The organism is Streptomyces sp. NPDC006624 (assembly GCF_040611555.1).
Lineage (GTDB): Bacteria > Actinomycetota > Actinomycetes > Streptomycetales > Streptomycetaceae > Streptomyces.
The window spans coordinates 139,413-164,008 of sequence record NZ_JBEXOM010000016.1 but is presented as its reverse complement, the minus strand read 5'-3'; the positions used below and the strand labels follow the sequence as shown (position 1 = coordinate 164,008).

The 24,596-nt window shown below is 73.2% G+C and carries 22 protein-coding genes and 1 pseudogene; 6 read left to right on the top strand and 17 right to left on the bottom strand.

From position 1 onward, the window contains the following. Positions 1-7: 7 nt before the first annotated feature. From ABZY20_RS26840 to ABZY20_RS26795, 10 genes are all read right to left on the bottom strand, one after another. Complete coding sequence (locus ABZY20_RS26840; protein ID WP_356444406.1) at positions 8-400, bottom strand: NUDIX domain-containing protein; 393 nt, start codon at positions 398-400, stop codon at positions 8-10. Positions 401-410: 10 nt separating this feature from the next. Beyond that, complete coding sequence (locus tag ABZY20_RS26835) at positions 411-1,229, bottom strand: RNA methyltransferase (RefSeq protein ID WP_356444405.1); 819 nt, start codon at positions 1,227-1,229, stop codon at positions 411-413. Positions 1,230-1,293: 64 nt separating this feature from the next. Continuing rightward, entirely contained in the window at positions 1,294-2,541 is a 1,248-nt protein-coding gene (gene cobA / locus ABZY20_RS26830) for a uroporphyrinogen-III C-methyltransferase (protein ID WP_356444403.1), read from the bottom strand. Positions 2,542-2,908: 367 nt separating this feature from the next. Further along, positions 2,909-7,033, bottom strand: a complete 4,125-nt coding sequence (gene cobT / locus ABZY20_RS26825; RefSeq protein WP_356444401.1) for a nicotinate-nucleotide--dimethylbenzimidazole phosphoribosyltransferase — start codon at positions 7,031-7,033, stop codon at positions 2,909-2,911. Between the two features lie 367 nt (positions 7,034-7,400). After that, the gene (gene cbiE / locus ABZY20_RS26820; protein ID WP_356444399.1) at positions 7,401-8,621 is read right to left on the bottom strand and encodes a precorrin-6y C5,15-methyltransferase (decarboxylating) subunit CbiE; all 1,221 of its coding nucleotides are present in this window, start codon (positions 8,619-8,621) and stop codon (positions 7,401-7,403) included. A 178-nt stretch (positions 8,622-8,799) separates the two neighbouring features. Next, a complete protein-coding gene (locus ABZY20_RS26815; protein ID WP_356444398.1) occupies positions 8,800-9,432 on the bottom strand; it encodes a GNAT family N-acetyltransferase in 633 nt (210 codons plus the stop codon). 140 nt (positions 9,433-9,572) lie between these two features. Next, the gene (locus tag ABZY20_RS26810) at positions 9,573-10,391 is read right to left on the bottom strand and encodes a MetQ/NlpA family ABC transporter substrate-binding protein (RefSeq protein WP_356444396.1); all 819 of its coding nucleotides are present in this window, start codon (positions 10,389-10,391) and stop codon (positions 9,573-9,575) included. 63 nt (positions 10,392-10,454) lie between these two features. Next, a complete protein-coding gene (locus tag ABZY20_RS26805) occupies positions 10,455-11,162 on the bottom strand; it encodes a methionine ABC transporter permease (protein WP_356444394.1) in 708 nt (235 codons plus the stop codon). Next, entirely contained in the window at positions 11,159-12,193 is a 1,035-nt protein-coding gene (locus ABZY20_RS26800) for an ATP-binding cassette domain-containing protein (protein WP_356444392.1), read from the bottom strand. The genes ABZY20_RS26805 and ABZY20_RS26800 overlap by 4 nt, the downstream gene beginning before the upstream one ends. 375 nt (positions 12,194-12,568) lie before the next feature. Further along, the gene (locus ABZY20_RS26795) at positions 12,569-13,219 is read right to left on the bottom strand and encodes an HAD-IA family hydrolase (protein WP_356444390.1); all 651 of its coding nucleotides are present in this window, start codon (positions 13,217-13,219) and stop codon (positions 12,569-12,571) included. 69 nt (positions 13,220-13,288) lie between these two features. On the opposite strand from ABZY20_RS26795, the gene ABZY20_RS26790 reads away from it, so the two are divergent. Together ABZY20_RS26790 and ABZY20_RS26785 are read left to right on the top strand one after the other, a co-directional pair. After that, entirely contained in the window at positions 13,289-13,648 is a 360-nt protein-coding gene (locus ABZY20_RS26790) for a hypothetical protein (RefSeq protein ID WP_356444388.1), read from the top strand. Beyond that, positions 13,629-14,060 carry a hypothetical protein gene (locus tag ABZY20_RS26785; RefSeq protein ID WP_356444386.1) on the top strand — a complete coding sequence of 144 codons (432 nt, stop codon included), beginning with the start codon at positions 13,629-13,631 and terminating at the stop codon, positions 14,058-14,060. Before ABZY20_RS26790 ends, ABZY20_RS26785 begins: the two co-directional genes overlap by 20 nt. 85 nt (positions 14,061-14,145) lie before the next feature. Here the strand turns inward: ABZY20_RS26785 and ABZY20_RS26780 are convergent, their stop codons facing one another. From ABZY20_RS26780 to ABZY20_RS26770, 3 genes are all read right to left on the bottom strand, one after another. Further along, positions 14,146-14,643, bottom strand: a complete 498-nt coding sequence (locus ABZY20_RS26780) for a GNAT family N-acetyltransferase (protein WP_356444480.1) — start codon at positions 14,641-14,643, stop codon at positions 14,146-14,148. A gap of 57 nt (positions 14,644-14,700) precedes the next feature. Continuing rightward, complete coding sequence (locus tag ABZY20_RS26775) at positions 14,701-15,195, bottom strand: sigma-70 family RNA polymerase sigma factor (RefSeq protein WP_356444384.1); 495 nt, start codon at positions 15,193-15,195, stop codon at positions 14,701-14,703. 101 nt (positions 15,196-15,296) lie between these two features. Then, positions 15,297-16,460 carry a glycerophosphodiester phosphodiesterase gene (locus tag ABZY20_RS26770; RefSeq protein ID WP_356444382.1) on the bottom strand — a complete coding sequence of 388 codons (1,164 nt, stop codon included), beginning with the start codon at positions 16,458-16,460 and terminating at the stop codon, positions 15,297-15,299. Positions 16,461-16,845: 385 nt separating this feature from the next. On the opposite strand from ABZY20_RS26770, the gene ABZY20_RS26765 reads away from it, so the two are divergent. Continuing rightward, positions 16,846-17,520 (top strand): lysophospholipid acyltransferase family protein, encoded by a 675-nt coding sequence (locus tag ABZY20_RS26765; protein ID WP_086854280.1) that lies wholly within the window; start codon positions 16,846-16,848, stop codon positions 17,518-17,520. Between the two features lie 87 nt (positions 17,521-17,607). On the opposite strand, the gene ABZY20_RS26760 is transcribed toward ABZY20_RS26765, so the two are convergent. From ABZY20_RS26760 to argH, 4 genes are all read right to left on the bottom strand, one after another. Further along, positions 17,608-19,140 (bottom strand): MFS transporter, encoded by a 1,533-nt coding sequence (locus tag ABZY20_RS26760; protein WP_356444380.1) that lies wholly within the window; start codon positions 19,138-19,140, stop codon positions 17,608-17,610. After that, positions 19,137-19,688 carry a helix-turn-helix domain-containing protein gene (locus tag ABZY20_RS26755; RefSeq protein WP_356444378.1) on the bottom strand — a complete coding sequence of 184 codons (552 nt, stop codon included), beginning with the start codon at positions 19,686-19,688 and terminating at the stop codon, positions 19,137-19,139. Before ABZY20_RS26755 ends, ABZY20_RS26760 begins: the two co-directional genes overlap by 4 nt. Before the next feature lie 91 nt (positions 19,689-19,779). Beyond that, complete coding sequence (locus ABZY20_RS26750) at positions 19,780-20,751, bottom strand: aldo/keto reductase (RefSeq protein ID WP_356444376.1); 972 nt, start codon at positions 20,749-20,751, stop codon at positions 19,780-19,782. Between the two features lie 154 nt (positions 20,752-20,905). Further along, positions 20,906-22,339, bottom strand: coding sequence for an argininosuccinate lyase (gene argH / locus ABZY20_RS26745; RefSeq protein WP_356444374.1), 1,434 nt, complete (start codon positions 22,337-22,339; stop codon positions 20,906-20,908). 291 nt (positions 22,340-22,630) lie between these two features. On the opposite strand from argH, the pseudogene ABZY20_RS26740 reads away from it, so the two are divergent. The 3 genes and pseudogenes from ABZY20_RS26740 to ABZY20_RS26730 all read left to right on the top strand — a co-directional run. Further along, positions 22,631-23,071, top strand: a pseudogene (locus ABZY20_RS26740) (hypothetical protein); the annotation flags it as partial. Positions 23,072-23,272: 201 nt separating this feature from the next. Further along, positions 23,273-23,860 (top strand): pyridoxamine 5'-phosphate oxidase family protein, encoded by a 588-nt coding sequence (locus ABZY20_RS26735; protein WP_356444372.1) that lies wholly within the window; start codon positions 23,273-23,275, stop codon positions 23,858-23,860. Between the two features lie 3 nt (positions 23,861-23,863). Beyond that, positions 23,864-24,562 carry a L,D-transpeptidase family protein gene (locus tag ABZY20_RS26730; protein WP_356444371.1) on the top strand — a complete coding sequence of 233 codons (699 nt, stop codon included), beginning with the start codon at positions 23,864-23,866 and terminating at the stop codon, positions 24,560-24,562. The last annotated feature ends 34 nt before the right edge of the window (positions 24,563-24,596 follow it).

Sequence of the window (24,596 nt, the reverse complement as noted above, 5' to 3'; positions counted from 1 at the left end):
CGGGTCGTCACAGGTGCGGCAGGATCCGTTCGAAGAACTCGCGGTCGCCGTCGAAGACCGGGGACAGGGCCAGGAACTCCCGCGGGGTGACCCAGCGGGTCTCGGCGACCTCGCCTGGGTCGGGGACCACCTCCCCCGTCTCCGCGCGGGCGGTCCACCAGTGGAGGCGGAAGCGCCGGTCGTCGGTCTCCGACTCCCAGACCTTGGCCTGCGGGACGACGGTGAGGCCGACCTCCTCGCGGGCCTCCCGGACGACCGCCTGCTCCTGGCTCTCCCCCGGCTCGATCCTGCCGCTGGGCGGCTGCCAGTAGCCGGGGCGCACGACGGCGGGCCCGCGCCGGATCGCGAGCAGGCGCTCACCGCGCAGCAGTACGGCGACGACCGCCTCGCGCCGCTCCACGGACGGCCCCCTACGCCCGGGGGCGGCCGGTGGCGACCGCGTAGAAGGCCACGGCCGCCGCAGCGCCCACGTTGAGGGAGTCGACGCCGTGGGACATGGGGATGCGCACCCACTCGTCGGCGGCGACCAGCGCCTGGGTGGACAGGCCGTCGCCCTCGGCGCCGAGCATGAGGGCGACGCGGTCCATGGTGTGCGGGGCGGCCTCGTCCAGGGACCGGGCCTTGTCGTCCGGGGTGAGGGCGAGGAGGGTGAAGCCGGCCTCGCGGACCGACTCCAGGCCCTTGGGCCAGGTGTCGAGGCGGGCGTACGGCACGGAGAAGACCGCGCCCATGGAGACCTTCACGCTGCGGCGGTACAGGGGGTCGGCGCAGTCCGGGGAGAGCAGGACGGCGTCCATGCCGAGCGCCGCGGCCGAGCGGAAGATCGCGCCGATGTTGGTGTGGTCGTTGACGGACTCCAGGACGACGACGCGGCGGGCCGTCCGCAGCAGGTCGGCCGCCGTGGGCAGGGGCTTGCGCTGCATGGAGGCGAGCGCGCCGCGGTGCACGTGGTAGCCGGTGACCTGCTCGGCGAGCTCGGGGCTGACCGCGTAGACCGGTGCGGGGAGGTCGTCGATGACGTCGCGCATGACGTCGACCCACTTGGCCGAGAGCAGCATGGACCGCATCGCGTAGCCCGCTTCCTTGGCGCGCCTGATGACCTTCTCGCCCTCGGCGATGAACAGGCCCTCGGCGGGTTCGCGCTTGCGGCGCAGCTCCACGTCGGTCAGGCCGGTGTAGTCGCGCAGGCGCGGGTCGTCGGGGTCCTCGACGGTGATGAGATCGGCCACAGGGTGATACCGCCTTGTCCTGGGTGCGGTGCCAACGGCTCGGTACGGGGGGTGTTACCGGGGGTTACTCGCGGGGTTCGACGGCTCGGGGGCCGACCCGCACGACCTCCCCGATGACGATGACCGCCGGCGGCTTCACCTCCTCGCGGCGCACGGTCTCCCCGACCGTCGCCAGTGTCGCGTCGACGCGGCGCTGCGCGGCCGTCGTGCCCTCCTGGACGAGGGCGACGGGCACGTCCGGGGACTTGCCGTGGGCGATGAGCGTCTCGGCGACCTTGGCGATCGTGCCGACGCCCATGAGGATCACGAGCGTGCCGGTGAGCTTGGCGAGGGACGGCCAGTCGACCAGGGAGCGCTCGTCGTCCGGGGCGACATGGCCGCTGACCACGGTGAACTCGTGGGCGACGCCCCGGTGGGTGACCGGGATGCCGGCGGCGGCCGGCACCGAGATGGTGCTGGAGATGCCCGGTACGACGGTGCAGGGGATGCCGGCCTCGGCCAGCGCCTGGACCTCCTCCATGCCGCGCCCGTAGACGAAGGGGTCGCCGCCCTTCAGCCGGACGACGGCCTTGCCCTGCTTGGCGTGTTCGATCAGGGCGTTGTTGATGGCCTCCTGGGCCATGAACCTGCCGTAGGGCAGCTTGGCCGCGTCGATCACCTCGACGTTCGGGGGGAGCTCCGCGAGCAGGTCGCGCGGGCCCAGGTGGTCGGTGATGACCACGTCGGCCCCGGCGAGGAGGCGACGGCCGCGCACGGTGATCAGGTCCGGGTCGCCGGGACCGCCGCCGACCAGGGCGACGCCGGGCGTGCGGGTGCGGTGGTGCGGGGCGACGAGCGTGCCGTCGCGCAGGCCCTCGACGACCGCGTCGCGGATGGCGGCGATGTGACGCGGGTCGCGCTCGCGGGCGTCGGTGGTGAGGACGGCGACCGTGACGCCCTCGCTCTCGCTGTGGCCGCTGGCCGGCGTCCAGGCCGTGGCCTCGTCGGCGTCGTCGGAACGGACGCACCAGACACGGCGGCGCTCCGCCTCGGCCGACGCCCGGGTGTTCGCTTCCAGGTCGCTGGTGGCGACGAGGGCGTACCAGGCGTTGTCCAGGTCGCCCTCCTCGTAGCGGCGCTGCTGCCAGTCGATCTCGCCCGCGTCCGCCATGGCCTGGACGGAGGGGGTGACCTCGGGGGACACGAGGAGGATGTCCGCGCCCGCCGCGATGAGGGCGGGCAGGCGGCGCTGGGCGACCTGGCCCCCGCCGAGAACGACCACGCGGCGGCCGGTGAGGCGGAGGCCTACGGGGTAGGCGGGGTGTTCGGCCATGGGGTGCGGCTCCTGTGGGGCGGTTTCGGCGGGGCCCTGACGTGCGGATTTTAGGGTGCGGCGGAATCGGATGGCACGGGTGTCCGATGGCTGGGCGTCATGGCCGGGTGTGCGTGCGCGTCCGGAGGCGGGCGCGGGGGCGGTGAAGGCGCCGGGGGGCGCGGGTCGTGGCCGTGCGCCCCGCGGTGCGGAACGCGCGGTCACGGCCTCGCCCGGCCCGCCGGCCCGAGGAGCCGCCGCGCCCCGCGAGGGCCGCGCGGCTGCGGGCGGAAGCCACGCGGCTCCGGGCCCGTGAGCCGGTCCGGGAGCCCCCCCCGGGGCCTGCGGGGCCTGCGAGTCGCCGGCCCACGCGGGACTCCACACGGGACTACTTCTCGGTCACGCCCGCCGAGTCGAACGTCGCCACCTCGTGCATCGCCCGGGCCGTGCTCTGGACCAGGGGCAGGGCCAGGAGCGCGCCGGTGCCCTCGCCGAGCCGGAGGTCGAGGTCGACCAGGGGGCGCAGGCCGAGCTTGTTGAGGGCCGCCACATGGCCCGGCTCGGCGCTGCGGTGGCCCGCGATGCACGCGGCCAGGACCTCCGGGGCGATCGCGCGGGCGGCCAGGGCGGCGGCACCGGCGCTCACGCCGTCGAGGATCACCGGCGTGCGCAGGGACGCGCCGCCGAGGAGGAGGCCGACGAGCGCGGCGTGCTCGAAGCCGCCGATCGCGGCGAGTACGCCGACCGGGTCGGCCGGGTCCGGCTGGTGGAGTTCGAGGGCGCGGCGGACGACCTCGGTCTTGCGGGCGAGGGTCTCGTCGTTGATGCCGGTCCCCCGGCCCGTCACCTCGGCCGGGTCCGCGCCCGTGAAGGCGGCGATCAGGGCGGCGGACGCGGTCGTGTTGCCGATGCCCATCTCACCGGTGAGCAGGGCCTTGTTGCCGGCGGCGACGAGGTCGCGGGCGGTCTCGATGCCCACCTCTATGGCCTGCTTGGCCTCCTCGCGGGTCATCGCGGGACCGGTGGTCATGTCGGACGTGCCGGCCCGGATCTTGCGGGGCAGCAGGCCCGGCGTGGCCGGGAGGTCGGCGGCGACGCCCACGTCGACGATGCAGATCTCGGCGCCCACCTGGGTGGCGAAGGCGTTGCAGACGGCCCCGCCGCCGAGGAAGTTGGCCACCATCTGGGCCGTGACCTCCTGGGGCCAGGGGGTGACCCCCTGGGCGTGGACGCCGTGGTCGCCCGCGAAGATCGCGACGGCCGCGGGCTCCGGGATCGGCGGCGGGCACTGGCGGGACAGGCCGGACAGCTGGGCGGAGATGATCTCCAGCATCCCCAGCGCTCCGGCGGGCTTGGTCATGCGCTTCTGGCGCTCCCACGCCTCGCCGAGCGCCTTGGCGTCCAGCGGGCGGATCTGCGCCACGGTCTCGGCGAGCAGGTCGTGCGGTTCCTCTCCGGGCAGTGCGCGTCGGCCGTACGTCTCCTCGTGCACGACCCACGACAGCGGGCGGCGCTTGGACCAGCCCGCCTGCAGCAGCTCGGGCTCGTCCGGGAACTCGTCGACGTAACCGACGCACAGATAGGCGATGACCTCCAGGTGCTCGGGCAGGCCGAGGGCGCGGACCATCTCGCGCTCGTCGAAGAAGCTGACCCAGCCGACGCCGAGTCCTTCGGCGCGGGCGGCGAGCCAGAGGTTCTCCACGGCCAGGGCAGCCGAGTACGGGGCCATCTGGGGCTGGGTGTGACGGCCGAGGGTGTGGCGGCCGCCACGGGTCGGGTCGGCGGTGACGACGATGTTCACCGGGGTGTCGAGGATGGCCTCGATCTTCAGTTCCTTGAACTGCTTGGCCCGGCCCTTGGGGAGGGACTTCGCGTACGCGTCGCGCTGGCGCATGGCCAGTTCGTGCATCGCGCGCCGCGTGTCGGCGGAGCGGATGACGACGAAGTCCCAGGGCTGCGAGTGTCCGACGGAGGGCGCGTGGTGGGCGGCCTCCAGGACGCGGAGCAGCACCTCGTGCGGGATGGGGTCGCTGCGGAAGCCGTTGCGGATGTCGCGGCGTTCGCGCATGACCTTCAGGACGGCCTCGCGCTCGGCGGGGTCGTAGGCGGGGGCGGCGGGGCCGGTGGGCTGTCGTGCTTCTGACACTGCGGCCGCGCTCTCTGCCTCGTGGCGTTCCTGGTCCGCCAGATCTTCCTGCTCGGCGGCCCGGGTGTCCAGGTCGTCGGCGTTCTGTACGAGTACGGCGTCGCCGTCGCCGTCGTCTCCGCCCTCTCCGCGGGGTGCGGGGACCTGGGCGACGGGTTCCGCTGGCGCCGGCGCGCCGGGCTCGGCGGGCCGGGACTGCTGCGGGCCCTGGACCGGCCGGGCCTGAGCCTGACCGCTGTGCTCCTGCGCGCCCTCTCCGGGGAGGACGACGGTGACGTCCTCGGCGGATCCGGGAGCCACGTCCTGGGGGTTGGGCTCGGGCACGGTTGCTCCCGCGGAGGGGGTCGGCGTCGTCACCGGCGGCTCGGGGGTCGGTGTCGTCACCGGCGGCTCGGGGGCCGGGGCGGGGGCCGGAGTGGGCGCCGCCGCGTCGGGGGTCGGCACGGGCGGGGCGGGGGCCTCGGTCTGCGGGGCGGGAGCTTCGGCCTGCGGGGCGGAAGCCTCGGACTGCGGGGCGGACGTGGGCGTTTCGGGGGCGGTCGCCTCAGCCTGGCTGGCGACCGGTTCGGTCACCGGGGCGCCGGCGGCCGGGGTGAGTGGCTCGGCGGCCGGGGCGTCCGCAGCGTCGTCGGGTGCCGTGGGGGCAGCGGGGGCGGGCTGGGGAGCCACCTCGGGCTGCGGGGCGGGCGCCTCAGGCTGCGGGGCGGGCGCCTCAGGCTGCGGGGCGGGCGCCTCGGTGGGGGCAGGGGCCGGTGCTTCGGTGGTGGGTTCCGGGCCCTCGACGGCGGCGGGGGCCGGTGCCTCGGTGGGGGCGGAGGCCGGTACTTCGGTGGCGGCGGGGGCCGTCTCCTGCGGCGGGGCCGGCGCAGCGGTCTCGGTGCCGGTGGCCTCCGGCTGCGGGGCGGAGGGCTCGGCGGTGGTCGCGGCCGGAGCCGGCGCCTCGGCCTCCGGGGCCGTCACCTCGGGGGCCCGGGCCTCCGGGTCGGCGGCCTCTACGGCAGCGGCCAGGGCTGCGGGTTCCGGGGCAGCGGCGTCCGGCACCGGTACCGCCGGGGCGGCAGCAGCCGGGTCCGGCGCCTGGGCCGGGGCCTCAGGAGTCGCGGCCTCGGCCTCGGCAGCAACGTCCGTGCCTTCAGGGGCCTGCACCTGGGCAGCACCTTCCGCACCCTCGGCGACCGCCTGCGGTGCGGTCACGGGGGCGTCCTGTTCGGGCGCGGCGGCCGCCTCGGGGGACGGGGCGGCTTGGGGAGCCGGGCCGGTCTCGGGAACGTCCGCGGGTACGACGGCCTGCTCCGCGACGGCAGGGGCAGGGTGCGCCTCGCCACCGTCGGCGGGAGCCTCGGCCGCCGGCGCCGGAGCGGTCACGGCTTCGGCTTCGGCTTCGGCTTCGGCAGGTGCCGTTTCGCTCGTGTCGGACTCAACACCGACCGGCTCACCAGCGGCAGGAGCGCCCGGGCCGTCGTGCTCCGCCGCGGCGGGAGCCGCCTGGGCCACGCCCGGCTCGGCGGCAGTCGGCATCTGCGCCTCACCCGGTCCCGCCACCGCGGCAGGCTCTCCCTCGGGCTCCCCGTGCCCTTCGACGTGCGCGGGTGCCTGAGCGGGTGCTTCCGGCGCGGCCTCCGGGGCCTGCGCCGGCACGGCCTGCCCGTTCGCGGACGCCTGCGCCGGCACCGCCTCGGGCGTCTGAACGGGCACCGCGTGCCCGGCCCAGGCCGTCTGCGCCGCCTCCGCGTTCTGCGCGGGCACGGCCTGTTCCGCCTCGCCCGCCACGCGGGTGGCGACGGCCTGGGCCGTGCCCATCGGCTCCGCTCCTGGAATAACCGTTTCCGCAGGGGCCGCCCCGGCGCTCACCTGAGGCGCGGGCGCGGGCTGCGCGCCCCAGGGCGCGGGGGGAGCCGCGGGCGCCTCGGGCGCGCGCGGGGCGTCGAGGTACTCGGGGCCGGACGACGGCGTGGCGGGCTGACGCACCGGCACGTCCGCGGGGCCGCGGTCGGCGAGGGAGCGGACCGGGCTGGCGGAGCTGTCGGGGAGCGGCGGGCCGAGGTGGAGCGGACGGCGCGGGGTGACCGGCGGGATCGGCGGCGGGTCGGGCAGACGGACGCCGCCGAGGTCGACGGAGCCGCTGTCGCGGCCGGACAGCTCGTGCGGGCCCGGCTGGTGCACGGTCTCGACGACCGGCTCCGGCGCGGGCGGGGCGACCTCGTTGCCCCAGGCGCCCTGGGCGCCCGGCAGCAGCAGGTCTTCTTCTTCCTCGGCGGGGTTGTCGGAGAGGTAGGTGTACGCACCGTGCGCGGAGGCGCCCGGCTGTTCCACCATGCCTGCGTTCTCCGGCAGTCCCTCGCCCGGGACCTGGCCGGTGTCGGTCATGCGTACCCCTCGCCCATCGGTTAGTGCTCCTACGACCAGCTCACCCGGAACGGCGCACCGACCGCCCCACAGTGAAGAACGAGCGTGCGTCCCCAGCGGCACGAACGGCCCGCCCAGAAAAGGCGACAAAGCCATTCACTGGCATTGTTGCGGCCGCAGCACCCTCACGGCAGCTTGATCCGCGACGGTTCCGCTGTGGACTGCGCCACGTTGCGCGTCCTCCGGTTCTGCCGTACCACACGCACCCCAAAACGGGTGGGTTTTCCGGACATTGACCGACGAAGTGCCGGGCGTCCGCGTGCGGTGCAACGATCGGCCAGCCTACCGCGAGCGGTACGACAACCCGATCACGGGGACGGTGGCGGGATCAGCTGCCGCGCTTCGGCAACACCCCGCTGAGCAGGAACGCGACACTCCGTTCCTTCTCCGTCCAGGCCCTGGTGTCGAGTTCGACGGACTGGAGGAGGGCGCACTCGACGGCGTAGCCGTGCTCCGTCAGGTCGCGGCCGACGAGTTCGGCGGCGTCGCGGGTGGCGGCGTGCGTGACGATGCGCTGCGGACGGCGGTCGGCGACCGCCGAGACGACGGCCGCTCCCCCGCCGCCGACGCGGACGACGTCGGGTTCGGGGAGGTTCTCCAGGATGTGCGGGGCGGTGCCGTTGACGATCTGGAGCTGGACGCCGAGGCGGCGGGCGGCCGTGTCGGTGCGGACGCAGGCGGTCAGGTCGCTGTCGACGGCGAGGACGGCGGCTCCGGCGCGCGCGGCCTCGACGGCGAAGGCGCCGCTGCCACAGCCGATGTCCCACACGAGGTCGCCGATCCGGGGCCCCAGGCGGGCGAGTTGGGAGGCGCGCAGCAGCTCGGTCTCGCCCTCGCCGAGGTCGCCGTCGTAGGACTCGGCGGGCAGGGTCCAGCCGCGCGGTCCGGCGGACGGGTCGCGGCCGGCGATCCAGCCGCCGGACTCCCCGGCCGGGTCGGGCCGGGTCGGGCCGCCGAGGACGATGACGACGTTGGGGTCGCGCCAGGTGTGGTCGGCGGCCTTGTCGGAGGTGACGACGGAGACGCGTTCGTCGGCGGTGCCGAGTTCCTCGCAGACGACGAAGGAGCGGTGGACTCCTTCGAGGAGCAGGCCGAGTTCGGCGGGGCCGGCGCCGGGTGCGGTGAGGACCGCCACCTTGGTGTGGGCGCGGCATACGTTCACGGCGCGGCGCAGGGTGCGGGGGTGTGCGACGACCACCTGGGCGTCGTCCCAGGGCATACCGGCACGGGCGAAGGCGGCGGCGACGGAGGAGACGGCGGGGACGACCTCGACCTCGAGTCCGAACTCGGGGGCGCGCAGGGTGCGTACGACGCCGAAGAAGCCGGGATCGCCGTCGGCCAGCACCACGGCCGTGCCGCGGTGGGCGGCGATGCGGCGGGCGGCGAGGGCGACGCTGCCGAGGCGGATGCGCTCGGCGCGGGCGGGGATCTCCGGCAGCGCCAGGTGGTGGGCGGCGCCCGCCACGAGCGTGGCGGCTGCGAGGGCGGCGTGTGCCGCGGTGGTCAGCGGCGAACCGTCCCAGCCGATCACCGTGACCCGGTCGGCCATCGTCCTCAGCCTCCAGGGGTTTTCGCAGGTCGTCTGCGTGTCGTGTGATGAGCTGCCCGCGGTCGGGCTCCGTGAGAGTACCCGGTGATGCCGGCAGAGGGCGCGGCGGTGCCGGCGCGCACGGTGTGCGTGCGGTGCGCGGGCGGAGCGCGGGCGGCCAGTTCCAGTCGCTGAAAGATCAGTTCCAGTCGCCGAGGGAGGTGAAGCCGCCGGGCAGCTGGTCGCCGACGCCTTCCAGGTCCTCGGGGAGCAGGCTCCAGACGATCAGGTCGGTACGGACCTCGGTCCACTCGCCGCTGTCCGTCCGGGCTCTGGCTATCCAGGCGCCGCGCAGCACTCCCTCGCTGATGCAGCCGATCTTCTGGGCGACCTGCTGGGAGGCGGTGTTGTCGGCCGCGGTGCGCAGTTCCAGGCGCTCGAACTTCTGGTCGTCGAAGAGCCACCGCGCGGTGACCAGGGCCGCCTCGGAGGCGTAGCCCTCGCCGCGGGCCCAGGGGGCGATGACGTAGGAGATCTCGCTGGAGCGGATCTTCCAGTCGGTGTTCTTGAGGTGGACCACGCCCACCAGGCGCTGGGTGAGGAACTCGGTGACGGCGAAGACGATGCCGCGGCCCTCGGCCCGTTCGGCGGGGGCCTGTTCGGTGATCCAGGAGCGGGCGTGGGCGTGGGTGTAGGGGTGCGGTACGGAGGTCCACGCGGTGACGAGCTCGTCGTTCATCATGTCGGCGAACGCCTGGATGTCCGGCTCCTCGAAGGGGCGCAGGACCAACCGCTCCGTGCTGATGGAGATGTTGGGAAAGGTGCTCCTCATGCGCGCTCCGTTACCTTCGGTGAACCTTCAGGGCCTGCTGAACTGCCCAGCATGCAGCATGAAAGCACCGATCCGCACCACGGGGTCCTCCCCCACCGGGTGAGGGAGGACCCCGTTCGCGGCGGTGCCGGGGCGTGGGCTCAGAAGGAGGCGAGCACGGAGCCGGCGTACTTGTCCTCGATGAACTTCTTCACCTCGGGCGAGGTGAGGAGCTTGGCGAGCTTCTTCACGCGCGGGTCGTCCTCGTCGCCCTTCTTCACGGCGAGGAAGTTGCCGTAGGGGTTGTCCTTCGGGGACTCCAGGACGAGGGCGTCCTTGGACGGCTCGAGGTCGGACTCGATGGCGTAGTTGCCGTTGACGACCGCGGCGTCGACGTCGTCGAGGGAGCGCGGGGTCTGCGCCGCCTCCAGCTCCTTGAACGTGAGCTTCTTGGGGTTGCCGGTGATGTCGGCGGGGGTCGCCTCGTTGCCGACGCCCTCCTTGAGGGTGATGAGCCCGTTCGCGGCGAGGAGCTTGAGGGCGCGGGCCTCGTTCACCGTGTCGTTGGGGATGGCGACGGTCGCACCGCTCTTGAGGTCGTCCGCCTTCTCGGCCTTGTTGCTGTAGAGGCCGAGCGGTTCCAGGTGGACCGTCACGACGGGCACGATGTCGGTGCCGTTCTTCTTGTTGAAGTCGTCGAGGTACGGCTTGTTCTGGAAGTAGTTGGCGCCGACGGAGCCGTCCTGCGTCGCCGTGTTGGGCGTGACGTAGTCGGTGAACTCCTTGACCTGGAGGTCCAGGCCCTCCTTCTGCGCCAGGTTGTCCTTGACGTAGGTGAGGATCTCGGCGTGCGGGACGGGGCTGGCGGCGACGATCAGGGGTCCGTCGGAGCCGGATTCGCCCGCGCCGCAGGCGCTGAGCCCGAGGGTGAGGGCTCCGGCGGCGAGGACGGCGGTGGTGATCTTGGCGGTGTTACGCACGAAAAGTGCCTTTCCTTATGACCTTGCGGGTGGTGCGACCCCGTTGGGGGTGGAACGGGGGGTTCAGGAGGCGGCTTTGAGCAGCCGCAGTCTCGGGGCGGGGCCCGCGTGGGCGCCGCGGCGGTGCAGCGAGCGGGCCGCGTAGTCGCCGGCGAACTGGATGAGGGAGATGACGACGGCGAGGATCGCGACGGTGATCCACATCAGCCCGGTCTCGAAGCGCTGGTAGCCGTAGCGGATGGCGATGTCGCCGAGGCCGCCGGCGCCGACCGTGCCCGCCATGGCGGAGTAGCCGATGAGGGCGACGACCGTGGTGGTGGTGCTGGAGATCAGCGACGGCAGGGACTCGGGGACCAGGACCTTGCGGACGACGGTCCAGGTGTTGCCGCCCATGGCCTGCACGGCCTCGACGAGCCCGTGGTCCACCTCGCGGACGGCCGTCTCGACCAGCCGGGCGAAGAACGGGATGGCGCCGACGGCGAGGGGCACGATGGCGGCCTCGCGGCCGATGGTCGTGCCGGTGATCCAGCGGGTGAAGGTCATCAGCGCGACCATCAGGATGATGAACGGCAGGGAGCGGGCGATGTTCACGACCTGCCCGATGACCTTGTTGGCGGCGACGTTCTGGAGCAGCCCGCCGCGGTCGGTGAGGACCAGCAGGATGCCGAGCGGGAGTCCGCCGACGACGGCGATGACGGTGGACCAGCCGACCATGTAGAGCGTGTCCCAGCACGCCTGCTCCAGCAGCGGCTGCATCTCGGACCAGGTCACTGGGCACCTTCCTTCACCAGTAGGGACTCGTGGCCCAGGACGTCGACGTGCAAGCCCTGTTCGCGCAGGAAGCCGATCGGCACGACGTTGTCCTCGTGGCGGCCGGGCAGTTCGATGCGCATCCGGCCGACCTGGAGTCCGCCGACGGTGTCGATGGCGGCGCCGAGGATCGATATGTCGATGTTGTAGGTGCGGGCGAGCTGGGAGATGACGGGCTGGGTCGCGCTCTCGCCCTGGAAGGTGACGTCGACGACGGTGCGGTCGGCGCCGGAGGCGTCGCCGCCGAGCGGGAACAGCGCGGCGGCCAGTTCCGAACCGGGGGTGGCGAGGAGTTCGCTGACCGTGCCCGACTCGACGATGCGGCCGTTCTCCATGAGCGCGGCCGAGTCGCAGACCGACTTCACGACGTCCATCTCGTGCGTGATGAGCAGCACGGTCAGGCCGAGCTGCCGGTTCAGGTCGCGCAGCAGCGCCAGGATCGAGCGGGTGGTCTCCGGGTCGAGGGCGCTGGTGGCCTCGTCGGAGAGCAGCACCTTGGGGTCGCCGGCCAGGGCGCGGGCGATGCCGACGCGCTGCTTCTGGCCGCCGGACAGCTGTGCGGGGTAGGCGCCCGCCTTGTCGGCGAGACCGACCAGGTCGAGCAGTTCCAGGGCCTTGCGGGAACGTTCCTTCCCGGACTTGCCGAGGATCTCCAGGGGCAGTTCGACGTTGTCCTGGACGGTACGGGAGGACAGCAGGTTGAAGTGCTGGAAGACCATGCCGATCCGGCTGCGCGCCTCGCGGAGTTCCCTCCCGGCGCGCGGGCCCCGGCCGGCCAGGGCGGTGAGGTCCTGCCCGGCGACGGTCACGGTCCCGGAGGTGGGACGCTCCAGCAGGTTGACGCAGCGGATGAGGGAGGACTTGCCGGCGCCGGACTGGCCGATGACGCCGTACACCTCGCCTTCGCGGACGTGCAGGTCGACGCCGTCCAGGGCGGTGACCTCGCGGCCGCGAGCACGGTAGACCTTGGTGAGGTCCGTGGTGGTGATCACGTGGGTTTCCGTCACAGTCGAGTGCGCGGGCACGGGTGGTCCCGGGCACGGGTGCGTTCGTTCGGGGACGCGGCACGGTTCTCGCTGAGGAGGGGAACCGGGAGAGAACATGTGCGCGGGCGGCTGGGCGTCACACGGCGCTCAGGGCGCGCGGACGGGCCGCGGTCTCGCTTCGGGGCGCGAGCTCGGGGTGGTGCGGGGGCCCTCTAGAAGGCGCACATTCGACACATACAACGAGCACCGGGCGTCATGGTCGCCTCGGTCGCGGGGATGCGGTCGCTCGTCGTGGTCATGCGGCAAGTAAAACATGCGTACGGTCCTGACCGGCCGCCGCTGTCCGGATACTGGACAGCGGTGGACAGGCCGCGGCGCCGGTCAGGGGCGCGTCGAGATCTCCACGCCCTCGGCGGTGACCAGCGCGGACAGGGCCGACAGGTCCCCGACCACGAGGTCGGCGTCGAGTTCGTGGGCCTGGTGGGTTGTGGTCAAGGCCACGGTCGTCATTCCGGCGGCGCGGCCGGCCGCGAGACCGGCGGGGGCGTCCTCGAAGACGACGCAGTGGGCGGGGTCGACGCCCAGGGTGCGGGCGGCGAGGAGGTAGGGCTCGGGGTCGGGCTTGCCGCGGGTGATGTCGTCGGCGGCGACGAGCGTCTTGGGCAGAATGCCGACGGCGTCGAGCCGGGCCTCGGCCAGGCGCCGGGTGGCGGAGGTGACGACGGCCCAGCGCTCGGCCGGCAGGGCGTCGAGCAGCGCCCGGGTGCCGGGCAGCAGGTGGACGCCGCCGTTCGGCACGTCCTCAACCTCCAGGTCCTCGATCCGCGCGACGGCCGCCGGGACGGTCTCGGCGGGCAGCAGGTCGGCGGCTATCTCCGCGGCCGGCCGGCCGTGCAGCTCGACCCGGGCGAACTCCTCGGCGGTGATCCCGTACTCCGCGGCCCACCGCGTCCAGCAGCGGTCCACCGAGGCGAGGGAGGAGACGAGGGTTCCGTCGTTGTCGAACAGCAGGGCGTGCGCGTGGATCTTCATGTCCTCGACCCTACGGGGCGGGCCGGGGCCGGAGGCATCGGGCCTTTTCGGCCGTAATAAGGTCGCTGCATGCTGAACGCCCTGACGCTGGTGACCGGCGTCGCCGCGCTGCTGCTCGCCGCCTGGTGCGGCTGGGCGGCCTACCGTGACCAGCCGACGAAGGACTGGCACTTCATCGGGATGGCCGTGGTCACCCTGCTGTCGCTGATCCAGCTGGTGGTGGGCATCGTGCTGCTGGCGCGGGGCGGGAAGCCGGAGCAGGGCACGACGATCTTCGTGGCGTATCTGCTGGGGGCATTCGCGTGCGTCCCGGCGGCGGGGTTCATGTCGCTGGCCGAGCGGACCCGGTGGGGCTCGGTGACGGTCGCGGCCGGCGGTGTGGTGCTGGCGGTGCTGGAGGTGCGTCTCCATGACATCTGGGCAGGCTGAGACGGGCCGGCGGCGGCTGATCAGCGGGCCGGGCACGCTGCTGGTGTGGCTGTACGGCGTGATGGTCGTCGGGGCGGTGTCGCGCTCGGCGTACCAGATCGCCACGGAGTTCGACCGGGCGCCGCTCGCCTACTCGCTGTCGGCCGTGGCCGGTGTCGTGTACGGGTTCATCACGTACACGCTGGTGCGGGGCGGGGAGACGGCACGGAAGGCGGCGCTGGCGTGCTGTGCCGCCGAGCTGGTGGGTGTGCTGACGGTGGGCACGTGGACGCTGATCGAGCCGTCGGCGTTCCCGGACGCGACCGTGTGGTCGGACTTCGGGATGGGGTACCTGTTCATCCCGGTGCTGCTGCCGCTGTCCGCCATCTACTGGTTGCGGGCTTCGCGTTCGCGGGACGGGGACGCCGCCTGAGGTGATCAGGCGGCCGTGTGCGGTGGCCCGCGTCCGCGCGGCACAGCCGCGGCTCGACACGGCCCCGCGCCCCCTCGGCGCGTGACTAGGCCGTCGCCGCGTACGTACCCGCCGGCTTCTCCAGGACGATCATCGGTACGCCGTCCGCGCCCTGGGAGGTGCCCACCGTCTGGTAGCCGACCTTGCGGTAGAGGCGGAGGGTGCCCTCGCTGCGGTGACCGGTGTGCAGGCGGAAGCGGGTCGCGCCGTGCTGTTCGGCCAGGGCGGACTCGGCGGCGCGCAGCAGCCGGGCGCCGATGCCGTGGCCCTGGAGGCGGGGGTGGACGCACAGCTTGCCGATCGCGGCGGCGCCGTCCTCGGTGACCGAGCCGCGGACCGAGCCGACGACCTCCTCGCCGAGCCGGGCCACGAAGACGCAGTCGCGGGCGACCTCCTCGCGGACCGAGTCGAGGGTTTGGACGAGCGGGTCGATGCGGTAGTTCCCGTACAGCGCCGCCTCCGGCTGGAAACACAGGTACTGCAGCCTGAAGATCTGCTCCGCGTCCTGCTCGGTCGCCGCAGAGATGGTCACGCTCATGCCCATGTGCGCACGCCTCCCGCTCATCTGATCACCGGTCGTCCCCCACTCCTATCCCCGTCCTCAGCGGGCCGCAACCTCCGGTGTGAGCAATCTGCGGAGACAACCCAGGCATCTGGAACGTTCCGGGCCGAGACTCCCCTGTGAGATACCCAACTCCCCCGCGATTTCCCGGTATGTCAGGTCCTGCGGGGAGAGCAGCGCCTCCAGCAGCCGGGGGCAGCGGCCGGGCAGGCGGCGGACCGCCTCGCGCAGGGCACGGCACCGGGCGGCGGCGAGGGCGAGCTGCTCCGGGCCGGGACCGCCCTCGTCGACCGGTTCGACGGCGTACGGCCGTTCGAGGCGGCTGGTCCGGTGGGTGCGGCGCGCTGCGGACCGGACGGCGCGGCGGAGCCATCCCCGGGGGTCGGCGGGCGGGTTCCCGTCGTCGAGGCGCTCCAGCAGGCGGAGCCAGACCTCCTGCTCCAGGTCGCCCGGCTCGGCTCCGGTGGCATGGGCCTCCGCCGAGGCCTCCGCGGCGAGCAGCGGGTGCAGGGCGGCGACCAGGTCGTGCGTCATGTACGGAGCGACGCGGCCGCCCGGGCGGCGGGTTGCCCGGGCGGCCGAAGCCCACTCGGCCGAGGGGCCTGAGCGCTCAGGGTTGACGCGCTCGGGCGCGGTCAGCCGTTGCGGAAGTCCTCGCGGGCCAGCAGGCCGGTGTCGGGCTGGTCGGTGAAGACGCCGTCGATGCCGGTCGCGAAGTACGCCCGGTAGGCGCCGAAGACGTCGCCGTAGGCGTCCGCGTCCGTGCCCTTGCGGAAGTCGGCGGGCAGGAAGGGGTTCTCGTTGCGCAGCGTGTAGGGGTGCAGGAGCAGGCCCACCCGGTGCGCGTCCGCGACGAGCGTGGTCGGCTCGGTGAGGCGGCCCCCGGCGTCGCGCGGGATGACGAGGTCCAGGGTCGGGCCGATGCCCTGCGCGTAGGAGGCGATCTCCCGCAGGCCGGCCGGCTTGATCAGGTCGGCGACGGTGCGCGGGTCGCCGTTCTCGACGAAGTCCCAGGGGCGGGAACCCGCCGAGGACAGCAGGACGACCAGGGAGTTGTCGACCAGCCTGTTCAGGCGCTCGACGCTCGTCGGCTCGAAGGACTGCAGGACGACCGGGGAGGTGCGCCGGTCCTTGCGGTGCTTGCGCAGCAGCTTGGCGACGCGCTCCTCCAGCGGCAGGCCCTGCTTGCGGAAGTAGGTGGGGTGCTTCAGCTCGGGGTAGATCCACACCTGCTTGCCGCGGGCGCGGGTCTGCTCGTCCTGCCACCGCAGGACCTCCTCGAAGGTGGGGATCTCCCAGCGGCCGTCGTAGAGGGTGTTGTGGGGGCGGTTGGCGGGGATGCGCTCGGTCGCGCGCAGCGTCTTCAGCTCGGCGAGCGTGAAGTCCTCGGTGAACCAGCCGGTGGTGGAGACGCCGTCGAGGAGCTTGGTCGTCCTGCGGGCGGCGAACTCGGGGTGGTCGGCGACGTCGGTGGTGCCGCCGATCTCCGGCTCGTGACGGCAGACCAGATGGCCGTCCTTCGTCGGCACCAGGTCGCCCGCCTCGACGATGTCGGCGCCCATGTCGAGGGCGAGCTGGTAGGAGCCGAGGGTGTGCTCCGGGCGGTAGCCGCTGGCTCCGCGGTGCCCGATGATCGTCGGCCTCGGCAGGCCCCGCAGCCCGCCGCCGTGCCGGGCGCCCTCGGCCCGCGCCGTGCCGGCCATGCCGAGGACCGCTCCGCCGGCGCCGAGCACCGCCGCGCCGAGCAGGGCCCGCCGTCCGGTCCCGCCCGTAATTTCGTTCGACTCCTGCGTTCCCATGAGCGCCCTTCCTGCCGTCGGCTCGTCAGTGCGGGCCGATCGTAGGGGCGCGTACATGACGAGTGGGAGACCCCGGGAGGAACACGCGGGTGACTCGGGATGTCGTAGTGGCTGGTGGGGGCGGTGTTTTGACGGTTCATCGCCTCGTGCTCGATTCGGCGTGGCGGTTCTGGGAACGCGTCCGGCAGGCCCGGGGCGATGTGTGTCACACCATGTCGGGCGCGTTACGGACCGCCCGCGGCACGCCACCCCAGGTAAACACGCGTCAACACGGAGTAAGACCCCGGTGAAGTCGCCGTGCCCGATGTGCGCGATCCCCGGGCCCGCGAGTATCGTCCTCACCTGCACAGACTCATACCGCATCCCCTTGACACCGGAGGGTCCGTTGTCCCGCTTCGCGCTCATCAAGGCAGTGCTCGGCCCGATCATGCGCCTGATGTTCCGCCCACAGGTGGAGGGTGCGGAGCACATTCCCGGCGACGGCCCCGTCATCCTGGCCGGCAACCACCTGACGTTCATCGACTCGATGATCCTGCCGCTGGTCTGCGACCGGCAGGTCTTCTTCATCGGCAAGGACGAGTACGTCACCGGCAAGGGCCTCAAGGGCCGGCTGATGGCGTGGTTCTTCACCGGGGTCGGCATGATCCCGGTGGACCGCGACGGCGGCCGGGGCGGTGTCGCCGCGCTGATGACCGGGCGGCGGGTGCTGGAGGAGGGCCGGGTGTTCGGCATCTACCCCGAGGGCACGCGCTCGCCCGACGGGCGGCTGTACCGGGGGCGGACGGGCATCGCCCGGCTGACCCTGATGACCGGCGCGCCGGTGGTGCCGTTCGCGATGATCGGGACGGACCGGCTGCAGCCGGGCGGTGCGGGCCTGCCGCGGCCGGGCAAGGTCACGGTGCGCTTCGGCGAGGCCATGGAGTTCTCCCGGTACGAGGGCATGGACCGGGACCGCTATGTGCTGCGGGCGGTGACCGACTCGGTGATGACCGAGGTGATGCGGCTGTCCGGGCAGGAGTACGTGGACATGTACGCGAGCAAGGCCAAGGAAGCGGCCTAGCAGCAGGACCCGGGCCCCGGAGCGGGGGCGCAGGCGGAGACGCGGGCGGGGTGGTGAGGCCGGTTCCTCACCACCCCGCCCGCGCTGTCAGGGGTGTTCCGCCCGGCCGCTCTCCAGGCGCTGCCCCCGCAGCAGGAACCACGCCGCCACGGCCGCGGCCAGCAGGACCGCCGCGCCGACGCCCGCCGCGAGGGCCAGTCCGTCGACGAAGGCCGCGCGGGCCGCGTCCAGCATCGCGCCGGCGCTTCGGGCGGGCATGTGCGCCGCCGCCTCGACCGCGCCGCCCAGCGACTCGTGCGCCGCGGCCGGCGTGCCCGCCGGGCCGGTGAAGTCGCGGTAGACGCCGGTCACGATCGAGCCGAGCACGGCGATCCCGAGGGCCGCGCCCAGTTCGTACGCCGTCTCGGACACCGCGGAAGCGGAGCCCGCCTGCTCCTTGGGCACGCTGGAGAGGATGACGTCGGCGGTCACCGTGAACGACAGTCCGGCCCCGACCCCGACGACCAGCAGCGCGGCTCCCAGCAGCGGATAGCCGGTGGACCGGTCGATCACGGTGAGCACGGCCAGGGCGAGGCCGATCGCCGCGAGACCACCGGAGACCGCGGACCGGACCGAGAAGCGCCGGGCCACGCGTCCCGCGATCAGGCCGGCCACCACCGCGCCGATCGCGGCGGGCAGTTCGGCCAGACCCGCCTCGAACGGGCGCCTGCCCTGGACGAGTTGCAGGTACTGCGACAGGAAGAACACCAGCCCGGACAGGCCGAGGATGGTCAGCAGGTCGGCCAGCACCGCCCCGCTGAAGCCGCGGTGCCGGAACAGCCGCATGTCCAGCAGCGGGGCGGGCAGCGTCAGCTGCCTGCGGACGAACCCGTACAGGGCGGCCAGGCCCAGCAGACCGGCGGCCGCGGTGGCCCACGACAGTCCGTGCGTCGCGGCCTCCTTCACCGCGTACACGACGCCGACCATGCCGACCAGGGACAGCACCACACTGACCAGGTCCCAGGGGCCGGGGTTCGCGGTCCGCGACTCGGGCAGCAGCCTGCTGCCGACGAGGACCAGGACGGCCATCACGGGCAGGTTGATCAGGAAGACCGAGCCCCACCAGAAGTGCTCCAGCAGGAAGCCGCCGACGATCGGCCCGACGGCCGTGCCCGCGGAGGCCGTGGCGCCCCAGATGCCGACGGCGAGACTGCGCTCTCGCGGGTCGTGGAAGAGGTTGCGGATCAGGGCCAGCGTGGCCGGCATCAGGGTCGCGCCGGCGACACCGAGCAGCGCCCGGGCGGCGATCATCGTCTCGGGGGTGCCGGCGTAGGCGTTGAGCACGGATATCGCGCCGAACGCGGTGGCGCCCACCAGCAGGATCCGCTTGCGGCCGATGCGGTCGCCGAGGCTGCCCATGGAGACGAGCAGACCGGCGATGACGAACGAGTAGACGTCACCGATCCACAGCAGCTGCGTGCCGGAGGGCTCCAGGTCCTCGCTGATGTAGGGGGTCGCGAGACCGAGGACGGTCGCGTCGACGGCCACCAGCAGCACGGCGAGCACGAGGACGCCGAGCGCGAGCCAGCGGCCCGGGCGCTTCACCGCCCCGGTCGTCGTCGGCTGCAGGGTGCTGGTCATGATTCCTCTCTTCTGAGCGCGCCGCCGAGCAGCAGCTCGACGACCATGTGCGGGAAGTCCTTGGGGGCGCCCTTGCCGCTCTGCACCATCCAGGCGGCGGAGGCGAGCAGGCCGTACAGCGCCTCGGTGAGCCAGGCGGGCGTGAGGTCGATGCGGAACTCGCCGCCGAGCTGGCCGCGGCGGAACAGCGCGGAGATCCGGTCGTCGATCTCGGCCCAGCCCGCGTTCTGCTCCTCCCCCTCGAACAGCTGGTTCTCGGTGTAGAGGAACGCGAGGAGCCCGGCGACGGGCTCGGCGGCGGCGACCAGGCGGCGTACGGCCTCGCTCGCGGTGCCCTCGTCGAGCCGGGCCCGGTCCAGGGCGGCCCGGCACTCCGCGATGCCGAGCGTCTCCAGCGCGCGGACGAGGACGTCGCGCCCGGCGAAGAGCCGGTGCAGCGTGGCGCGGCTGATGCCGGCGGCCTTCGCGACCTCGTCCATGGTCGCGGTGGACTTGCGGGTCAGCAGGGCGGCGGCGGAGCGCAGCACGTGGTCAGGATCGACAGCCATGAGACGAGCGTAGACCATATGAGACACAGATGTCTCACACGGGGCATGCGTGACTCACGGCTGTGGTGCCGGGCGGCGCAGGCGGGAGGTGTCAGTGCCAGGGCAGCTGCCCGCGGCGCTCCCAGTACGTGTGCGGGTCCTCGGCCAGGGAGGCGAGCCGGGCGAGCTGGTCGTCGTCGAGGTCGACGACCGGGGCGTGCAGGTTGGAGGCGAGCTGGGTGATGGTGGCGGCGCCGGAGAGGACGACTCCGGCCCAGGGCTGCCGCAGGATCACGGCCAGGGCGACGGCGTCGCAGCCCAGCCCGGTCCGCTCGGCGACGTCCCTGAGGGCGTCCGGGGCGTGCGGGCCGGCCAGCCTGCCGTTGGCCATGCCCTCCTTGACGATCACGGTGAGGCCGGCGTCGTGCGCCTCGGCGAGGGCGGGGGCCGCGGAGGTCTCCAGCACGTTGTACGTGGACTGCACGGTGCGGAAGAGGGGTTCGCCGTCGACGGTCACGGCGAGCGCGGCACGGATCGCCTCGGCCTGGGCGGGTCCGCTGGTGGAGAAGCCGACGGTCAGGCCCTGGGCGGCGGCCTCGGCGAGCCGGGCCTGGAGTTCCTTGTCGGTGAGGGCCGGGCTGTCCGGGGTCACCGAGTGGATCTGGTAGAGGTCGAGCCGGTCGCCCAGCAGCGCGTCGCTCTCGGCGCGCTGCCGTTCGTAGGTGGCCAGGGAGTGGTCCTTGACCTCGTGGGTCTCGGCGTCGGTGGACCAGTCGGCGGTGTAGGTGTAGCCCCACTTGCTGCCGACGACGATGTCGTCGAGGCCGGGCCTGTTCCCGAGCCAGTCGGCGAGGAACTCCTCCGAGCGGCCGTAGGAGCGGGCCGCGTCGAAGTAGCGGACGCCCTGCGCGTAGGCGGCGTCGAGGAGTTCGTGGGTGCGGGTGCGCAGCGCCTCGACGCCGCGGTCCTCACCGAGGTCCTCGTCCCGGTTGAGGTTGATGTAGCCGGGGCGTCCGACCGCGGCAAGGCCAAGACCGATGTGGCAGGTGGGGGTGGTCGCTGCGGCCAGGCGGGCGAAGGGCATCGAGGGCTCCGTTCGGTCGGCTCCGGTTCGGCTCCGACCCAACGTAACCCGCGATGTCCTTCGCCTCAGGGCCGGGTCCGTCGCGGTGTTTCGGCGAGTGCGGGTCGTCTTCGCTGGTTCGCGCAGTTCCCCGCGCCCCTGGAGGGCGATTCCCTCAGGCCTGCTTCCTGGCCACCGCCCACGCGTGCTGGGCGGCCACGTCCTGCTTCACCTCGGCCAGCTGGACGGCGACCGCGCTGGGGGCCGTGCCGCCCCGGCCATTGCGGGAGGCCAGCGCTCCGGGGACGTCGAGGACCGAGCGCACCTGAGGCGTGAGGTGGGAGGAGATCTTCGCGAACTGCTCGTCCGTCAGCTCGTCCAGCTCCTTGCCCTCCGCCTCGGCGACCTTCACGCACTCGCCCGCGACCTCGTGGGCGACGCGGAAGGGGACGCCCTGCCTGACCAGCCACTCGGCGATGTCGGTGGCGAGGGAGAAGCCGGCCGGGGCGAGTTCCTCCATGCGCTCGCGGTGGACGGTGAGGGTGGCCATCATGCCGGTGAAGGCGGGGAGGAGGATCTCCAGCTGGTCGATGGAGTCGAAGACCGGCTCCTTGTCCTCCTGGAGGTCGCGGTTGTAGGCGAGCGGGAGGGCCTTGAGCGTGGCCATCAGGCCCGTCAGGTTGCCGATCAGGCGGCCGGACTTGCCGCGCGCCAGCTCGGCGATGTCCGGGTTCTTCTTCTGCGGCATGATCGACGAGCCCGTCGAGAAGGCGTCGTGCAGGGTCACGAAGGAGAACTCCTTCGTGTTCCAGATGATGACCTCCTCGGCGATCCGCGAGAGGTTGACGCCGATCATCGCGGTGATGAACGCGAACTCGGCGACGAAGTCGCGGGAGGCCGTGCCGTCGATGGAGTTCCCGGCGGAGCCGTGCTCGAACCCGAGCTCCTCGGCGACCGCCTCCGGGTCGAGACCGAGGGAGGAGCCCGCGAGCGCGCCCGAACCGTAGGGCGACACGGCCGTGCGCGCGTCCCACTGGCGCAGCCGCTCGGCGTCCCGGGACAGGGACTGCACATGGGCCAGGACGTGGTGGGCGAAGAGGACCGGCTGGGCGTGCTGGAGGTGGGTGCGGCCGGGCATGGCCACGTCGGGGTGGGCTTCGGCGAGGCCGATCAGCGCGTCCTGGAGTTCGGCGATCAGGCCGCCGATGATCCGGGCGTGGTCGCGCAGGTACATGCGGAAGAGGGTGGCGACCTGGTCGTTGCGGGAGCGGCCGGCGCGCAGTTTGCCGCCGAGGTCGGGGCCGAGGCGCTCCAGGAGGCCGCGCTCCAGAGCGGTGTGGACGTCCTCGTCGGCGATGGTGCCCGTGAAGGAGCCGTCGGCGACGTCCGCCTCCAGCCGGTCCAGCCCGTCGATCATCCGGGCCAGCTCGTCCTCGGTGAGGAGGCCCGCCTTGTGCAGCACGCGCGCGTGGGCACGCGAACCGGCGATGTCGTACGGCGCGAGCCGCCAGTCGAAGTGGACGGACGCGGACAGCTTCGCCAGGGCCTCGGCGGGACCGTCGGCGAAACGGCCGCCCCAGAGCCGGACGTCACCGCTGTTGCTGCTCACCTGCTGTGCTCCTCCATGGATGGGGTGTGCCACCGCCTCCCCGCGCCGGGGCGGGGAGGCGGTCGTCACGCTACTGCCTGCGCGAGGTCCCGCAGGGCCGCGCCCGCGGTGGACGCCGGGCCGAGATCTTCAATGTGCATGATTATGCAGAGTCCCGCATGAATCGTCAATCGGGAAAGAATTCGCGGACCCTTTGAACGCGGGAAACCGCTTACCCGTACCTCTGGCCGAACGCAGGCGCCGCGTCGCACGACCATCACACCCCCCGACACCCCCTAGTGAGGCATCCGCATGTCCAGGGCTCTTCCGAAGTACAACAAGCGTCGCGTCGCGTTCGTCGGCGGCGCCGCCGCGGTGGCACTGTCCGGCACGGTGATCGCCGGCTTCGCCCTCGCCGGGGAGTCGTCCGGGAGCGGCGGGACCGACGCCCGGACGCTGGCGGGACCCGGCAGCATCTCCTGTCCGGACGTCACCGGTCAGCTGCCCGCGATCCCGGCCTCCGCGCAGGCCGAGGTCGACCGCAACCTGGGCGAGCTGGACAAGCAGATCCAGGAGGCCAACAAGCGCCTGGTCGACACCGTCGGCCAGGGCGGGCCCAACTTCGTCCAGAACGCCATCCTCGGCCCGCTGGAGGACAAGCGCACCGCCGCCCTGAACCGCATCGAGACCGCCATCGGGCGCGCCGCCGCCAAGCCCGAGGGCCTGGAGGCCTTCGCCGCCTGCCAGCTCGACAAGTGAGGTGAGAGGCACCGTGGCCGCCCCGAGGGAGCGCCGGCCGGGGCGGCCACGGGCGGGCACCGGCCCGGCGCCCCGGCCGGGGTGAGGCGTCCGGCCAGGGCGCCGGGTCCGGTGACCCCGGCGCGACCCGGCCGGGATGACCGGACCCCGCAATTCCTTAGCGGGCCGAAGAGTTCGCGGCCATAATCGTTAGACATGGGAAAGACTTACGCGTGCATAGAAGGCCGGCTCCGCTCGTTCATCGAGGCGCAGCCGGTCTTCTTCACCGCCACCGCCCCCCTGTCCGCCGACGGCACGGTCAACCTCTCCCCCAAAGGGCTCAAGGGCTCCTTCGCGGTCCTCGACGCCCACACGGTCGCCTACCTCGACTTCGCCGGCTCCAACGCCGAGACCATCGCGCATCTGCGGGAGAACGGACGGATCACCCTGATGTGGTGCGCCTTCCAGGGCCCGCCGAACATCGTCCGCGTGCACGGCAGGGGTGAGCCGGTCTTCCGCGACGACCCGCGCTTCGGGGAACTGCTCGGCCGCTTCCCGGACATCGACCCGAGCGCGCACGGACTGCGCGCGATCATCGTCGTCACGGCCGAACTCGTCCGTGACACCTGCGGCTACGCGGTGCCCTTCATGGCGTACGAGGAGGACCGCGATCTGCACGGCAAGCGGTTCGCGCGCGAGGACGACGCCTCCTTGAACGCCTACTTCACCAAGAAGGAGCACATCGCCACCAGCCTGGACGGACTACCCGGGCTGCCGCTGCCGCTGCCGCCCTCTACGGTCTGAGGCATGCGCCCAGGTGCCGTCGTCCTCGCCCTCTGCTGTCTCGCCGCGCTCGGCGCCGCGCCGCCCGCGCACGCCCCGCTGCCGGCCCGCATGGCGGACACCGGCGGCGGCACCCAGCTGATCACCGCCGTGGCCCCGGGGACCTCCTCGACGACGGGCACGGTCACCTGGTGGGACCGCCGGCCGGGCGGACGCTGGGTCGAGGCGGGTTCCGCCCCGGCGCGCTTCGGGGCGAACGGGCTCGCCGAGGGCGCCTCGCGCCGCCAGGGCACGGACACCACCCCGACCGGTCTGTACGACCTGCCGTACGCCTTCGGCATCCAGGCGCCGCCGCGCGGGACGGCGTACCCCTACCGCCGCGTGCACCGCGACTCCTGGTGGTGCCAGGACAACGACTCCCGCTCCTACAACCGCTGGACCGAGCCCCTCGCGGCCGACTGCCGGGCCGCCGAGTCCGAGCACCTGATCACGTATCGGACGCAGTACGCGCACGCCCTCGTCATCGGCTTCAACTACCGGCATCCCGTGCGGGGGCGCGGCGCGGGCATCTTCCTCCACGTCAACGGGCAGGGCGCGACGGCCGGTTGCGTCTCGGTGCCGAAGGACGCGATGCGGCGCATCCTCGCCTGGGCACGCCCCGGCAGCGCGCCGCACGTCGCGATCGGCACGAACGGCGGGCGCACGGCGATCACCCGTTACTGAGCGGCGCTCCGGGGAACGGCGGCACCGGCGCTCG